The organism is Streptomyces sp. NPDC100445, assembly GCF_044759735.1.
In the GTDB taxonomy this organism is placed as follows: Bacteria; Actinomycetota; Actinomycetes; order Streptomycetales; family Streptomycetaceae; genus Streptomyces.
Map to the genome: position 1 here is coordinate 1,215,566 of NZ_JBIVZV010000001.1, position 15,028 is coordinate 1,230,593.

A 15,028-nucleotide genomic window follows, 5' to 3' on the forward strand; every position below is an offset into this window, starting at 1 on the left:
GAACCGTTCGTGCGCGCCGGGGGCAACGCGCTTGGGCGGCAGGTGGGTTGGTGAACCGGCGGATCGCGGGCACCCGTCCTCGGTGATCTTCGTGTCCAGCCGGGAGAGAGGGGCGTCACGACCGTGACCATGCCCGTACGCCGCATGAGCCGACCCGCCGGTGCGGCTCGCCGCCCGTTCGACCTGCGCGCCACCGCCCTGTTCTTCGCGGTCCTCGCCCTCGCCCTGTGCGTGCTGGGCTTCGCCGCCCGGACGGCGGCCTCGGCCGCCGAGCGGCGCCCGGTCTGGGTGGCCGTCCTGTGTCTGCTCACCGTGTCCGTCGGGCTGGCGCTGCGCCGCCGGCGGCGGCGCCCCTCCCCCGCGCTGACCGCCCAACAGGCCGCCGTGGCCCTGGAGGAGGCAGCGCACACGGCGCTGGAGGAGCTGACCGCGCCCGCCCCGGCCGCGTTCGTGCCCCGGCAGACCGGGGCGGCGGACCACGCCCCGCCGGCCCCCGTCGCGGTAGCCGTGGACTACGGCGCCCTGGACCCCGACGAGTTCGAGCAGGCCGTGGCCGCCCTGTGCGAGCGGGACGGCTGTACGGCCGTGGAGGTGGTCGGCGGCGCCGGCGACCTGGGCGCCGACGTGCTGGCGGTGGCGCCGGACGGACGGCGGGTGGTCGTCCAGTGCAAGCGGTACGGCGACGCCAACCGGGTCGGTTCGCAGGATCTCCAGCGGTTCGGCGGGACCTGCTACACCGTGCACGAGGCCGATGTCGCGGTCCTGGTCACCACCAGCGACTTCACCACGCCGGCCGTCGAGTACGCCGAGCAGTGCGGGATATTGTGCCTGAACGGCGCCGCCCTGGACGCCTGGAGCGACGGCACCGGTCCGGCGCCGTGGCTGCTGGTGGAGGTCAGTGATCCTTGCTGACCGAGGTCGCGGCCCTGCGCAGGCCCCGGTGGCGGTCGGGATCGACCGCGGCGGACAGGCCGTTGAGCTGGAGCCGGGTGCCGCCGCGCAGATGGGCGAGGTCCTGGGTGCCGTCGCCGGTGGGGACGAGCCAGGTGAACTTCTCGGTCCAGGTCAGGCGCGACCCGGTGGGGTCGTCGGCGAGTTCGACGGTGACGAGGGAGACCCAGCGGCGGCTGCCGTCGACCTCGGCCTCGTAGACGTACAGGATGCGGTTGTCCGGCACGATGTCCAGGAACCGCGAGCGGTAGGCGAGGCGTTCCTCGGTGTCGCCGTTGACGAAGACGTTCCGGGCGGTCTCACCGCCGCCGACCCGGAAGTCCAGCTCGTGCTCGGCGGTGGCGGAACTGCCGGGGAGGCGGAACCAGCGCCGCCGCACGGACGTGTCGGCGAAGCCCCGGAAGACCTCGGCCCGCGTGACCGTGAAGTCCAGGTCGAGGGAGAAGGAGCCGTGTAACGCGGGTGAGGGTGTGTCACCGGCGGCGGGGGAACCCGTCTCCGCCCGGGTGACCTGACCGGCAGCGTCCATTGGATCAACGTAACACAGGCCGTCAGAGCCAGCCCTCCAGCGACTTGAGGAAGCCGTCGACGTCGTCCCGGTGGATGCAGTGGCCGGTGTCCGGCACGTACACGACCTCGAAACCGCGCGCCCGGAGCCGCTCGGCCATCTCGTCGGGTACCAGGTGGTGGTCGCCGGCGCCCTGGACCAGCGTGGGCACCTCGGCGCGCGCGGGGATCAGGTCCCGGTCGCTGCGGAGCCACTCGATGGCGCGGACGTCCCACCGGGCGTAGCCGCTCAGTTCGGCCTCGATGTCCTCGGGCAGCCAGCGTGGGCACAGCCGGCGGATGCTCTCGGCGGTGGCCGACTTGGTGGCCTGTGCGAACTCCCGTACCTCGTCGACCGACTGGGCGCCGAGCCGCCACGCGGGGTCGCTGTAGACGACGCGGGCCGGGCGCAGGCCGGGCACCGCCAGGGCGAGCACGGGCGCGCCGAACGAGTGGGCGAGGGCGACGTCGACGCCCGCCGGTACCGACTCGACCAGGTCGGCCGCGAGCAGCTCGGGCGTGTACTCGTCGGCGTGCGGGCTGTCGCCGTGGCCGCGCAGGTCGGGCATGATCACCCGGTAGCCGCGGGCGGTGAGCGGCGGGACCACCCGGCGCCAGGTGTCCGCCGACGACATCACGCCGTGGACGAGCAGCGCCGTCCGCTCTCCGTCGCCGGCCTCGTGCAGTGCGAGCTTCATGATCGGGGTCCTTTCGACACGCGGTGGCGGGCGGGTGCGGGCGCGGCGGTCCTCGGTGCTCTCCCCCGGCCGGTCCCGGCAGGGCGGTGGCGGCCTCGCGCCGGCATCGCTCGCGGGCCCACACCTTGCCTTGCCGAGGTGGACCTCGTTCGGGTCCGTTCGGCGGGAGCGGGGTGCTCAAGGGGGCACCTCACCGTGGGGTCCGCCGGGCCGTGCGGTCCGCTCAGTGGGCGGTGTCGGCGTCCTGTCCGCTCAGGGTGCGGGACAGGAGCGTGATGACCTCGGCGCTCCGCTCGACGTGGAAGAAGTGACCGCCGGAGAAGACCCGCAGGTCGGTCGGGCCGGTGGTGTGCTCCTCCCAGGCGCGTGCCTCGTCGAGCGTCGTCCTCGGGTCGCTGTCACCGGTGAGGACGGTCACCGGGCAGTCGAGCAGCCGGCCCGGTTCGTGCCGGTAGCGTTCGATGGCGGTGTAGTCGCTGCGGATGGCGGGGAGAAACATCGCCAGCACCTCGGGGTCGGCCAGGATCGCCTGGTTCGGTCCGCTGAGGGCGCGCAGTTCCGCCAGCACGTCCTCGTCGGTGGCGGCGTGCACGTGCTCGTCGCGGTAGCGGGAGGGGGCGCGCCGGCCGGAGGCGAACAGCCGTACCGGCGAGGGGAGTCGCGCGTCGCGCATGCGCAGGGCGACTTCGTAGGCGAGGACCGCGCCCATGCTGTGCCCGAACAGGGCGAGCGGCCGGTCGTCCAGGTGGCGCAGCGCGGCGAAGATCTGGTCGGCGTAGTCGGGGATGTTGTCGATGCCGGGTTCCTGCCGGCGGGTCTGCCGGCCCGGGTACTGCACGGCCATGACCTCCACCGTCGGCGCGAGGGCCGTGGCGACCGGGAAGAAGAAGCTCGCCGAGCCGCCCGCGTGCGGCAGGCAGACGAGGCGTACCGCGCTGTCCGGCGCGGGGCGGAAGACACTGACCCACTTCTCGAACTGGGCGGTTGCTCCAGGCATGCCGAGGGGCTCGCTCTCACGTCGGGGCCCGGCGTCCGGGCGGGACGTCCGGCAGCGTAGGCCGGGGCGGGCCGGGGCCGGTATCCCCCAACCTGATAGCCCGCCCCGGATTCCGGCCGGTGCCGACCGCGGGGCCCGTACGCTCGCCCACGAGTCACCGAGCAGGCCCGTCAGCCAGGCCGCACCGAGGGGGTTGCGATGTCCGACGCGTCACCGTCCGCCGTGTCACCGTCCGCCGTGCCGTCACCTGGGGGTGGGCCGGGGACGGACGTGGTGATCGTCGGGTACGGCCCGGTCGGCTCGGTGCTGGCCCTGCTGCTGGCGCGGCGCGGCCGGCGGGTCACGGTCCTCGAACGCCGTCGGCGGCCCTACACGCTGCCGCGGGCGACGAGCTTCGACGGGGAGACCGCACGGCTGCTGGCCGGCACCGGCATCGGCGGCGAGCTGGGCCGGATCACCGAACCGGGCACCGGGTACCAGTGGCGGACGGCGGACGGGAAGCCGCTGCTGGACATCGAGTTCGGCACCCGCGGCCCGTACGGCTGGCCCGACGCCAACACCATGCACCAGCCGGCCCTGGAGGAACTGCTCGCCGCCCGCGCCGCGGCGCTGCCGGGCATCACGGTGCTGCGGGGCCGGCAGGTGGTGGACATCGCCGACGGTCCGGCCGGGGTGACGGTGACCGCCGAGGACGAGGACGGGACGGCCGAGACGTTCCCGGCGCGGTGGGTGGTCGGCTGCGACGGCGCCAACAGCTTCGTCCGCGACCGGATGGGCGTCTCCGTCACCGACCTCGGGTTCTCCTACGAGTGGCTGCTGTGCGACGTGGAGCTGCGCGAACCCCGGGAGTTCGTGCCGACCAACGTGCAGATCTGCGATCCGGCCCGGCCCACCACACTGGTCGGCAGCGGGCCCGGGCACCGGCGCTGGGAGTTCATGCGGCTGCCGGGCGAGCGGGCGGCCGACCTGAACCGGGAGGAGACCGCGTGGCGGCTGCTGGAGCCGTACGGCGTCACCCCCGGCACCGCGCGGCTGCTGCGCAGCACCACCTACATCTTCCAGGCGCGGTGGGCCGACGCCTGGCGGGCGGGGCACGTCCTGCTGGCCGGGGACGCGGCGCACCTGATGCCGCCGTTCGCGGGGCAGGGCATGTGCTCGGGGGTACGGGACGTGGCCAACCTCGCCTGGCGGCTGGACCTGGTGCTGCGCGGCACGTCCCCGGAGTCCCTCCTCGACACCTACACCGAGGAACGCCGCACGCAGGTACGGGAGTCCATCCTGGCCTCGGTGCAGCTGGGGCGGCTGATCTGCGTGACCGACCCGGCGGCCGCGGCGGAGCGCGACGCCACGGTGCTGGCCAACCGGCGCGGGCGGGGGCCGGGCCGGCCGGACCCCGCGCGGCCCCTCACCCGCGGCCTGCTGCACCGCCCGGCCGGCGCCGGCACGGAGGACCGCGTGCCCCCGGCGGGCGAGGTCCTGCCGCACGGCCGGCTGCACCGGCCGTCCGACGGGGAGGCGCTGGAGGACGTCGGCGGCGGCGGTTTCGTCCTGCTCACCCGCTCCGGGACGGAGACGGGCCTCACCGCGGACCGGCTGTCCTTCCTGCGGGACCTCGGCGCGCCGGTCGTACGGCTGTGGCCGGCCACGGGCTCGTACGAGGGGGCGGTGCACGGCGGGGCCGATGTGGTGGACGCGGTGGACACCGACGGGGTGCTGCGCGGCTACCTCGAACGGTACGGCGCGACCGCGCTGCTGGTCCGCCCCGACCACCACGTCTTCGGCGCGGCGGCCGGCCCGGCCGCGGTGACCGCCCTGGTGGACGACCTGCGCACAGCACTGACCAGCCCGACACCGGCCCCGACCGTCACAGCGGGCGCGAGCTGACGGCGCCCGGAAGGCCGACGGGCACCACCGCTGGGCCAGGCACGGCCGGTGACCCGCACTCCTCCCCGCACCCCGTGGGCCGGGGCTCACAGGCGGTGGGACAGGAGCAGCGCGCCGCGCAGGGGGGACAGCCCGCCGGGGCCGACTCAAGGCGCGGTGGACGACCCGCACACGGCCGTGCCCAACCCCGCGGCGCCAGCCCGCCGGGGCGCGCGGACAACCCCGCACGGCTCTGACCATCACAGCGGGCGCGAGCTGCCGGCGCCCCGACGGGGCCGACGGTCACCACCGATGGGCCGGGCGCGACACGCCCCGCAGGGAGAAGAGCCCGGTGGGGCTCGGTCAGTGACCCGCACTCCTCCCCCGGACCCCGTGGGCCGGGGCTCCCCGCAGGGGAGACAGCCCGCCGGGGTCGGGTTGGTGACCTCGGCGCCTCCCCGGCCACCCCGGGCGGCAGCCCGACCGTCACCGCAAGGGCCAGCCGAAAAGGACGTGACCGGCGGGACCGGACCGCGGTCACAGCCGGTTGGCGAACAGCACACCCCTCAAGGGGACGGCCCGCCGGGCGCGCGGACAGCCCGGGCAGGGTGCCGATCAGCGCCCCGGGCGTCACAGCCGGTGGGACAGGAGCAGTGCGCCTCTCAGGGAGGAGAGGCCACCCAGGTGGGCGGGGGTGAGGGGTGGGGTGGGGTGGCCGGGGCGGTCCAGGGCCGCCAGGTGGGCGGAGACCGTGTCGAGCAGGGCGGGGATGCCCGCGGCGAAGCCGCCGCCGAGCACGGCCCGTTCGGGGTGGAGGAGTTCACCGACACCGGCGACGGCCGTGGCGAGCGCGCGGGCCGTCCGGTCCAGGGCGGCCTCCGCCCAGGGCTGCCGGTCCCGCAGCCCGTCCCGCAGCGCGTCGAAGGTGACCGGCGCGCCGCGCAGCCGGGCGGCGTGGGCGAGGGTGGCCGGTCCGGAGGCGGTGGCCTGGAGGCAGCCGCGGCGGCCGCAGACGCACTCGGGGCCGTCCTGGCCGACGACGAGGTGGCCGATCTCGAAGGAGCCCCGGCCGGGGCCGGGACACAGGTCGCCGTCGAGCACGAATCCGCCGCCGACGCCGGTGCCGACGCCGACGTAGAGCAGGTGGGGGCAGTCGGCGGCGTCCGCCTCGGCGAGGGCGCCGAGGTCGCCGTCGTCGGCCCAGGCGACGGCCGCCCCGGGGAACAGCTCCCGCAGCGCCGGGCCCAGGGCGAGACCGGTCCACGCCGGGCGGCTGGGCCAGGCGGTGATCCGTTCGCCGGGGCCGACGGTGGCCGGCAGGGCCACGCCGACGGCTGCCGCCTCCGCGAGCGCGGGCCGCTCCTTCACGTGCGCGGCGAGTTCGGCGAGGTCCCGGCCGGCGTCGCGGTGGGGGCCCCAGGTGAAGACGGACTCCTCGACGCGGCCGTCACCGGTCTCGGCGCGGAAGGCGACCTTGGTGCCGCCGATGTCGACGCCGAGCCGGCCGCGGGAGGCGCGCACGGTCAGGCCCCCGGTACGGCGGGGCACAGGGCGAGCAGGTCGAGCGGGCGACGCAGGACGGCGTCGGGTCCGGCGGCGAGCAGTTGCTCCTCGTCCGGGCCGACCCACAGGGCGGCGGCCGAGGCGACACCGGCGTCGCGGGCGCTGAACAGGTCGGTGGGCGCGTCGCCGACCATGATGGCCCGGTCGGGCGCCACGTCGAGCAGTTCCAGGGCGCGCAGCACGATGTCGGGGGCGGGTTTGGGCCGGGCCACCTCGTCGGAGCCGATGACGTGGGCGAAGAACGGCAGCAGGCCCAGGCCGTGGAGGAGGGAGCGGGCGCGTTCGCCGCTCTTGCCGGTGGCCACGGCCAGCCGGAGACCGCGTACGCGCAGAGTGAGCAGGAGCTGAACGATGCCGTCGAACACCTCGACGCGGTGGGCGAGCCGGTAGCTCTCGCGGACGAAGGGCTCCTCCATCTCGCGGGGCAGCCCCATGATGCGCATGATGTCGGGGAAGTAGCGTCCCTGGTGGCGCACGTACTCCTCGAACGGGGCCGGGCCGTCTCCGACGATCTCCGCGTAGGCGACCGCGAACGCCTCCCGCATGACCGCGAAGCTGTCCACGATGACCCCATCGAGGTCGAAGACGACGGCCGTCCGGGTCGCCGTGAGGAGCCCGGCCGTGGTGTCGGGCCGGTCGGTCGAGGGCACTGTCATGGAGTCCTCATCTGCTCGTGGTCCGCCGGGCCGAGCCCCGCGACGGCGGCCCGTGCGCTCATACGGCGGCCACCGCGTCCGCGACGATCTCTGCCGTGAGGTGCAGCTCGGGTTCGTCGGCGAGGAGCACCCGGTGGTGCAGCCAGACGCAGTCGGTGCTGATCGCCTCGGTGTGCGGGCAGCGTTCGGCGATCTGGGCGACGCTCTCGTCGGGGGCGCCGGTCTCCCAGAAGGCGTCGGTGCGGTAGACGGCACGGAACGCGGCGAAGGCGGGCAGTCCGGCGGCCACCAGCCGGTCGACGAGGGCGTTGCGGCCCTCCTCGGTGATGCCGGGGATCCGGAACATGGCCATGTAGTGCGTGTTCTGGTCGGCGCGGACGTCGCCGCCCTGCGGTACGACGCCGTCGACGGCGCCGAGCAGCCGGGACAGCAGCGCCCAGCGTTCGTCGCGCAGCGCGGTCTGGGCGGGCAGGCGGCGCAGCTGGGCGCGGAGCACGGCGGCGGAGAACTCGTTGAGCCGCATGTTGGTGCCGGCGACCTGGTGCAGGTAGCGGCGGTCGGCGCGTGGCCGGCCGCAGCTGTGCCGCAGGAACGCCGCCTCGTACAGGCCGTTCTCGGGGAAGAGGAGGGCGCCGCCCTCGCCGGCGGTCATCAGCTTGCCGTTCTGGAAGGAGAACGCGGCGACCGAGCCGAGTTCGCCGATCCGCTTGCCCTGCCAGCGCGCGCCCTGGGCGTGGGCGGCGTCCTGGAGGATCGGTACGCCGGTGTCGGCGGAGACCTTGCCGAGGGCGTCCATGTCGGCGACCAGTCCGGCCATGTGCACGGGCATGATCACCCGGGTGCGCGGGGTGATCGCGGCGGTCACGGCGGCGGCGTCGATGTTGTACGTGTCCGGGTCGACGTCGACGGGGACGGCGACCGCGCCGATGCGCTGGGCGGCCTGCGAGGAGGAGATGAAGGTGAAGGCGGGCACGATGACCTCGGTGCCGGGGCCGGCGCCGAGGCACTGGAGGGCGAGTTCGAGGGCGTGGGTGCCGTTGGTGACGGCGAGGGCGTGCGGGGAGCCGTGGAAGTCGGCGAACTCCCGCTCGAAGGAGTCGACCTCCGTGCCGCCCATGCGCCACCACTGGCCCTGTTCCAGGGCCCGGATCAGGCCGGTCCGCTCGTCGTCGTCGTACTGGGGCCACTCGGGGAACTGGGGTGCCGGTCGCGCGTTCATGGTTCTCCGAATCTCCGTCGGGAACGGGCTGGTGGAAGGTGAGCGGGCGAGGGCGGGGAGCCGGTCCGGACGGTTCGCGCGGTGCTGGCCGTCCTCAGCCTAGGTGGCGGTGCGCGGGCCCTTCCATCCCTCGGTCTGGTAGTCGGCGGGGGTGGGCGGTTCAGGGGCGCGCAGGTCGAAGAACGCCCGGTAGGAGTCGAGTTGGCCGGTGAGCATGTGGCTGCCGTGGTGCACGGGGAGCCCGGAGGCGGCGGCCTCGCGCAGCAGCGGGGTGTCGCGGGGTTTCATGATGATGTCCGCGACGACGGTGCCGGGCCGCAGTTCCCGGGGCCGGAAGGGCAGCGGGTCGTCGGGGCGCAGGCCGAGCGGGGTGGCGTTGACGGCGATGTCGGTGTCTTCCGGGAGTTGTCCGCCGGTGTGGACGCGGCCGGGCCAGTGGGCGGCGAGCCGGTCGACGAGTGCGGTCAGCCGCGGGGTGTCGGGGTCGGTGACCGTCAGCCGGGCCACGCCCGCGTCGAGCAGGGCCGCCGCGATGGCGCTGCCGGCCCCGCCGGCGCCGGCCAGGGCCACCCGGGCGCCGTGCGGCGGGTGGCCCGCCCGGGTCAGGCCGGTGACGAATCCGCAGCCGTCGAAGTTCTCGGCGAGCCAGGCGCCGTCGCTCTCGCGCCGCAGCGCGTTGGCGCTGCCGGTGATCTCGACGGTGGGGCTGCGCCGGTCGGCGAGCCGGGCGGCGGCCGTCTTGTGCGGGACGGTGACGAACAGGCCGTCGAGGTTGCCGACGCGCTGGAGTCCCCGTACGACGGTCTCCAGGTCGGCGGGGCGGGCGTGCACGGGGACCAGCACGGCGTCGATGCCGAGCCGGGCGAAGAGCGGGTTGAGGAGGCCGGGCGACTGGACCTGTCCGACCGGGTCGCCGAGGACGGCGTAGAGCCGGGTGTTCCCGCCGACCAGGGTCTGCCGGGGGGTGTCCCCGCCGGCACGGGTGTCGGTGGCGGTGGTCGCGGCCGGGCGCGGGGTGTCGGTCATCGTGGTGTCTCCGGGCTGGTGGGCGTGCCGGCCGCGAACAGCTCCGCCACCGAGAAGGCGAGTTCCATGGCCTGTTCGGCGTTGAGGCGGGGGTCGCAGGCGGTGCGGTAGCGGGTGGGCAGGTCGGTCTCGGCCAGTCGGCGGGCGCCGCCGACGCACTCGGTGACGTCGTCGCCGGTGGCCTCCAGGTGCAGGCCGCCGGGGTGGGTGCCCAGGGCCCGGTGCACCTCGAGGAACCCGGTGATCTCGTCGAGGACGTGGTCGTAGTGCCGTGTCTTGTAACCGGCGCGTGTGGTGCGCGAGTTGCCGTGCATGGGGTCGCACTGCCAGATCACCTGGCGGCCGGAGGCGGTGACCTTCTCCACGATCGGCGGCAGCACCGCGCGCACCCGGTCGTGGCCCATCCGGCTGATCAGGGTGAGCCGGCCGGGCACGCCGTGCGGGTCGAGCCGGCGGACGTACTCCACGGCCTGTTCCGGTGTGGTGCCGGGGCCGATCTTCACGCCGACGGGGTTGCTCAGCAGCTCGGCGAAGGCGAGGTGCGCGCCGTCGGGCTGCCGGGTGCGTTCCCCGATCCACAGGAAGTGGGCCAGCCCGCTGGACAGCCGGGGTTCCGTCCCACCGGCGTCCATCCAGAGCAGGGTGCGTTCGTGGTCCAGCAGCAGCGCCTCGTGGCTGGTGAAGATCTCGCCGAGCCGGGGGGCGGGGGGGCCGACGCCGGTCATGAAGCGCAGGCCGCGGCCGATCTCCGCGCATCGGGCGGCGTACCGGCGGCCGCCCGGCACGGTGGCGACGAAACGCCGGTTCTCCTCGTGCAGGGCGTGCGCGTCGGCGAGTTCGCCGTGGGCGAGCCGGCGGACCACGGTCATCGCCTCGCGGGCGTGGGCGTGGGCCCGCGCCATGCGTTCGGGGTCGGGGGTGCGGGCGGTGCGGGTCGCCTCGGCGGAGTTGACGATGTCGCCGCGGTACGCCGGGAGCCCGTGGCCGTCCTCGGGTGCGGAGCGCGGCTTGGCGTACTGGCCGGCGGCGCGGGCCACGGTGACGACGGGCAGGCCGGCGCCGTGGGTGAGGACGAGTGCCATCCGTCGCAGCAGCGCCAGGTTGCCCCGCAGGTGGGGGCCGGTGCTGTCGGCGAAGGTCTCCGCGCAGTCGCCGCTCTGGAGCAGGAGTGCCTCGCCGCGGGCGACGGCTGCGAGGCGGTCGAGGAGCCGCCGGGTCTCGGCCGGGGTGACGAGGGGTTCGCCGGTGCTCAGCCGGTGTACCACGGCCCGGGCGCGGGCCGGGTCGGGCCAGTCGGGCTGCTGGGCGGCGGGCCTGGCCAGCGCCGCGTCGAGCCGGTCGGCGAGGCCGCGTTCGACGGCCCGCCGCCGGGTCCGGGCCGGGGTGTCCGGCGGCCACCGTGGTGTGGGGATCATGTCACCGCCGTCTCCGTTCCCGCCGCGCCGCCGGCCTGGGTGACGGCGAGGAGCCGGTCGAGGGGGGCGCGTTCCATCCGGGAGAGGGCCTCGGCGACGGCGGGCTCGGGCACGTCGGCGACGAGTTCGGCGCCGGCCGGTCCGTCGAGGACGAAGGTGAGCCCGGAGCGGGCCTTCTTGTCCCGGCGCATCAGGGCGATCAGTGCGCCGGGGTCGCTGGTGTCGGGCAGCGCGGTGGGCAGCCCGTAGGCGGCGACCACCTCCTGGTGCTCCCGGACCCGGTCGGGGGTGATGCGGCCGAGGACGCCGGCGAGCCGGCCGGCGAAGACGGTGCCGACGGCGACGGCCTCGCCGTGCCGCAGGGCGAAGCCGGTGGCCGCCTCCAGGGCGTGGCCGAGGGTGTGGCCGTAGTTGAGCAGGTGCCGGGGCCCCGAGTCGCGTTCGTCGGCGGAGACGATGCCGGCCTTGAGCGTCACGCCGGCCGCTATCTGCTCGGTCAGCGGCAGCCCGTGCAGGCCGGGGGCGCCGATGAAGTGGCAGCGGGCTATCTCCCCGAGCCCGTTGCGCAGTTCGCGGGCGGGCAGCGTGGTCAGGTAGTCGGTGTCGCACAGGACGGCGGCGGGCTGCCAGTAGGTGCCGACGAGGTTCTTGCCCTCGGGGAGGTTGACGGCGGTCTTGCCGCCGACGCTGGCGTCGACCTGGGCGAGCAGGCTGGTCGGCAGGTGGACGACGGGGATGCCCCGGTGGTGGAGGGCGGCGGCCAGACCGACGACGTCGGTGGTGGTGCCGCCGCCGACGGAGACGACGGCGTCGGAGCGGGTCAGCCCGAACCGGACGAACGCGGCGCACAGCGCCTCGACGGTGGCGAGGGTCTTGTCCGGTTCACCGTCCCGCGCGGGCAGCAGCAGGGTCTCCACACCGGTGTCGGGCACCCACGGGGCGGGGCGGGCCGAGACCACGGCGACGCGCCGGGCGCCCAGTTCCTCGATGACCGCGGGCAGTCGGGAGCGTACTCCGGGGCCGATGAGCACGTCGTAGGACCGGTCGTCGAAACGCACCGGGACTCGTTCTGTCACTTCCGCTTCACCTTGTCCAGTCTTCGGTCGCTCGGGACTCGGGTCGGCCGCCAGGGGCCCGGCCGGCGGGGGTACCGCGGCCGGGAGCCCGAGGCGGGGCTGGCTCCGGCAGGCTACTGGCCGGCGGTGACCCGCCGGACCCGGGACTCGGCGCGTTCCTTGCGGTCCTGTTCGTCCAGGTGCGGGTAGGACGGGCAGCCGTAGATCCGCTGGAACGGCGCGAAGGTGTCCCATTCGGTCCGGCGGCGCATCTCCTGGGCCACCGCGTTGTGTTCGCTCCAGAAGTCGCCGCCGATGAGCCGGATCAGGTAGCGCTCCAGGGTGTCGCGGTCGGTGGTGCGGCCGGCGTCGGCGGCGACCGCGACCAGTTCACCGTCGTAGAAGGCGTGGATGAGCCGGATGTAGGTGTCGTAGCCGGTCTTGAAGAAGTTGGCGTATTCCTCGATCAGCCGGTCGGCCTCCTCGGGCCTGCGCAGGGCCTCGCCGAGGGTCTCGGCGGCACGGACGGCGGTGGCCGAGGCGACGAGGACACCGCCGGAGAACATGGGGTCGCCGAAGCAGCCGGCGTCGCCGACCATGACCCAGCCGGGTCCGGTGACGGTGTCGGCGTGGTAGCAGTAGTCCGCCTCGACCTTCAGGTCCATCACGGGGCGGGTGCCGGTCAGCCGGGCGGTGATGCGCGGCACCCGGGCGAGGTGCTCCTCGAAGACCTTCTCCGGGGTGGAGGCGCGGAAGACGTCGCGGGGCATGACCGTGCCCACGCTGATGACGTCCTTCGACAGCGGGATGGCCCACACCCAGCCGTCACCGTGCGCGCCGACCTGGATGTCGCCCTCGACGCCGAGGTTGTGGCGTTCGTCCAGGCCCGCGTAGTGCCGGAACACCGCGACCATGCGCAGCTTCTCCAGTGTCTTGCGCAGCCCGAACTTGTGGGCGACGCGGCCGGCGCGGCCGCTGGCGTCGATGACGTACCGGGAGCGGATCTCGTGCTCCTCGCCGTTCTTGGTGTAGCGGACGCCGGTCATGCGGTCGTCGTCCATCAACAGATCGCCGACGGTGGCACCCAGGTGCACCTCGGCGCCCGCCTTGCCGGCCTCCTCGACCAGCATGCTGTCGAAGCGGGCCCGCTGGACCTGGTACGCCCGGTCGTAGCGGCCGTCGCCCTGCTTGCCGAAGTCGGCGCGGAACACGCCGGAGAAGAACTTCTTCTCGGTCGGGTCGATGAACTCGCCGCCGGTCTTGGGGACGTAGCCCTGGGTCTCGACGGCCTCCCGGATGCCGATCTGGTCGAACAGGCCCATCATGTACGGCAGCAGTGACTCGCCGATGTGGAAGCGCGGGGACTCCTCGCGCTCCAGGAGCGCGACGGAGTGTCCCTGTTTGGCCAGTACGTAGGCGCTGATCGCGCCGGCCGGTCCGCCGCCGATGACGACCACGTCGGCCGAGTTGTTCCCCATGAGGTGTCCTTCCGTCTTCTGGCTGGTGCCGAGGGTTCGGCTGGTCCTTGTTCGGATCACGTGAGGTCGCCCGGGCGGAGGTCGCCGGAGAGCAGGGCGGTGACGAGCCTGCGGTGTTCGGTGTCGTCGACGACGGTGCGGACGCGTTCGCGGCCGTCCCGGACGACGAGGTAGCGGCGGCCCTTGAGGACGGCCTGGCCGTTGTCGAACGACCGGCCGCACAGGATGCCTCCGCCGTCGTCCGGGGAGGCGGTGGCGTGGTGGGCGCGGGCCCGGTCCTCCAGTTCCTTCCAGTCCTGCCACCGGCGGGCCCGCGGCCGGAACGTGTAGACGGTGCCCCACCGGGTCACCCGGCCGCGCCGCTGCACGGCCGTGGTGCCGTCGTCGGCGCCGACGAGCCGGTACTGGCAGCCGTACTGGGTCTGCACCTCGTCGCCGACGCGCAGCGGTTCGAGGTAGGAGGGGCCGGGGTAGCCGACGTCGACCAGCCACTCCTGGCCGTCGACGGCGGCCCGGATGAACATGTGCTCGATCTCGGTGCCGAAGTTCTCCCGGCCCTCGGCGGTGCTCGCGGCCAGCAGCGTGACCTCGTAGCCCAGTTCGGACAAGAGCCGGAAGAAGAGCCGGTTGAGCTGGAAGCAGGTGCCGCCCAGCCCCTCCAGGACGCCGGTGCGGAACACCGCGTCCTCGTCGACGTCGACGAGGTGGACGCCGTCGGCGAAGCCCTGTCCGGCGATGTTGTACGGCAGCGTCATCAGGTGCCGTTTGTGCAGGGTGCGCAGGGTGTCGAGGTCGGGGTTCGGGTCCGGGCCGGGCCAGCCGAGGCGGCGGAGGTAGGCGTCCACGTCGAACATGCGGTGAGCTGCTCCTTCGGTGGGGTGGTGGGTGGACGCCTCAGACGGAGAGGGCCACGGGCCCGGGCGCGTCCTCGCCGTACAGGCGTTCGGCCAGGTGGGCGACGATCATCGCGGCGGTCGGATGGTCGAAGACGAGGCCCGCGCCGAGTTTGATGCCGGTCAGTTCGCCGAGCCGGTTGCGCAGTTCGAGCGCGGTGAGCGAGTCGAAGCCGATCTCGAACAGCCCCTGGTCGGCGTCGATCCGGTGGGTGGCGGCGTAGCCGAGGACGACCGCCACCTGGGTACGCACCAGCTCCAGCAGGGTCTCGGCCCGCTCGGCCGCCGGCAGCCCGGCCAGGCGTTCGGCCAGCCGGCGCCGCTCGTCACCGCTGACGGCGGTCCGCGCCGCCTGCCGGCCGGCGCGGACCAGCCCGCGCAGCAGGGGCGGTACGGCCGTGCCGGCGGCTGCGTCGGCACGCAGTCCGCGCAGGTCGAGCCTGGCCGGCACGAGCAGCGTCCGGTCACTGCCCAGCGCCGCGTCGAACAGGTCCATGCCCTCCGCGGGGCCGAGGGCGAGGACACCGCCGCGGCGGCTGAGCCGGCCGCGGGTGAGTTCGTCGGTGCCGGCCGCCATGCCGGTGCTCTGCTCCCACAGCCCCCAGGCCAGCGACCGCGCCGGGAACCCGGCCGCCCGACGGACCGACATCAGCCCGTCCATGCAGGCG

The 15,028-nt window shown here is 74.6% G+C and carries 14 protein-coding genes; 2 read left to right on the plus strand and 12 right to left on the minus strand.

Annotated elements, in window-relative coordinates; translation table 11 throughout:
- Positions 1–144 precede the first annotated feature (144 nt).
- On the plus strand, positions 145–912 hold the full coding sequence (locus ACIQVT_RS05335; RefSeq protein ID WP_403747761.1) for a restriction endonuclease: 768 nt from the start codon (positions 145–147) through the stop codon (positions 910–912).
- Here ACIQVT_RS05335 and ACIQVT_RS05340 read toward each other — a convergent pair.
- The 3 genes from ACIQVT_RS05340 to ACIQVT_RS05350 form a co-directional block, all read right to left on the minus strand.
- Entirely contained in the window at positions 896–1,480 is a 585-nt protein-coding gene (locus ACIQVT_RS05340) for an SRPBCC domain-containing protein (RefSeq protein WP_403747764.1), read from the minus strand. The two genes, ACIQVT_RS05335 and ACIQVT_RS05340, sit on opposite strands and share 17 nt — an antisense overlap.
- 22 nt (positions 1,481–1,502) lie before the next feature.
- A complete protein-coding gene (locus ACIQVT_RS05345) occupies positions 1,503–2,195 on the minus strand; it encodes an alpha/beta fold hydrolase (RefSeq protein ID WP_403747767.1) in 693 nt (230 codons plus the stop codon).
- 223 nt (positions 2,196–2,418) lie between these two features.
- Positions 2,419–3,192: a thioesterase II family protein gene (locus ACIQVT_RS05350; RefSeq protein WP_403747770.1), complete on the minus strand. Its 774-nt coding sequence runs from the start codon at positions 3,190–3,192 to the stop codon at positions 2,419–2,421.
- Positions 3,193–3,390: 198 nt separating this feature from the next.
- Here ACIQVT_RS05350 and ACIQVT_RS05355 point away from each other — a divergent pair, with 198 nt between their 5' ends.
- The gene (locus tag ACIQVT_RS05355; RefSeq protein WP_403747773.1) at positions 3,391–5,076 is read left to right on the plus strand and encodes a bifunctional 3-(3-hydroxy-phenyl)propionate/3-hydroxycinnamic acid hydroxylase; all 1,686 of its coding nucleotides are present in this window, start codon (positions 3,391–3,393) and stop codon (positions 5,074–5,076) included.
- 609 nt (positions 5,077–5,685) lie between these two features.
- On the opposite strand, the gene ACIQVT_RS05360 is transcribed toward ACIQVT_RS05355, so the two are convergent.
- The 9 genes from ACIQVT_RS05360 to ACIQVT_RS05400 all read right to left on the minus strand — a co-directional run.
- Positions 5,686–6,603: an ROK family protein gene (locus tag ACIQVT_RS05360; protein WP_403747776.1), complete on the minus strand. Its 918-nt coding sequence runs from the start codon at positions 6,601–6,603 to the stop codon at positions 5,686–5,688.
- Complete coding sequence (locus ACIQVT_RS05365) at positions 6,579–7,274, minus strand: HAD-IA family hydrolase (RefSeq protein WP_403747779.1); 696 nt, start codon at positions 7,272–7,274, stop codon at positions 6,579–6,581. The genes ACIQVT_RS05360 and ACIQVT_RS05365 overlap by 25 nt, the downstream gene beginning before the upstream one ends.
- Positions 7,275–7,332: 58 nt before the next feature.
- Positions 7,333–8,493 (minus strand): 3-amino-5-hydroxybenzoate synthase, encoded by a 1,161-nt coding sequence (gene rifK / locus ACIQVT_RS05370; RefSeq protein ID WP_403747782.1) that lies wholly within the window; start codon positions 8,491–8,493, stop codon positions 7,333–7,335.
- Positions 8,494–8,592: 99 nt separating this feature from the next.
- On the minus strand, positions 8,593–9,519 hold the full coding sequence (locus ACIQVT_RS05375) for a shikimate dehydrogenase family protein (RefSeq protein WP_403747785.1): 927 nt from the start codon (positions 9,517–9,519) through the stop codon (positions 8,593–8,595).
- A complete protein-coding gene (locus ACIQVT_RS05380; protein ID WP_403747789.1) occupies positions 9,516–10,934 on the minus strand; it encodes a 3-deoxy-7-phosphoheptulonate synthase in 1,419 nt (472 codons plus the stop codon). Before ACIQVT_RS05380 ends, ACIQVT_RS05375 begins: the two co-directional genes overlap by 4 nt.
- Positions 10,931–12,010, minus strand: coding sequence for a 3-dehydroquinate synthase family protein (locus ACIQVT_RS05385; protein ID WP_403747792.1), 1,080 nt, complete (start codon positions 12,008–12,010; stop codon positions 10,931–10,933). The genes ACIQVT_RS05380 and ACIQVT_RS05385 overlap by 4 nt, the downstream gene beginning before the upstream one ends.
- Before the next feature lie 113 nt (positions 12,011–12,123).
- Positions 12,124–13,467: an NAD(P)/FAD-dependent oxidoreductase gene (locus ACIQVT_RS05390; RefSeq protein ID WP_403747796.1), complete on the minus strand. Its 1,344-nt coding sequence runs from the start codon at positions 13,465–13,467 to the stop codon at positions 12,124–12,126.
- 56 nt (positions 13,468–13,523) lie between these two features.
- A complete protein-coding gene (locus tag ACIQVT_RS05395) occupies positions 13,524–14,321 on the minus strand; it encodes an arylamine N-acetyltransferase (protein ID WP_403747800.1) in 798 nt (265 codons plus the stop codon).
- Positions 14,322–14,361: 40 nt separating this feature from the next.
- A partial coding sequence (locus tag ACIQVT_RS05400; protein WP_403747803.1) for a beta-ketoacyl reductase occupies positions 14,362–15,028 on the minus strand: 667 nt, incomplete at its 5' end.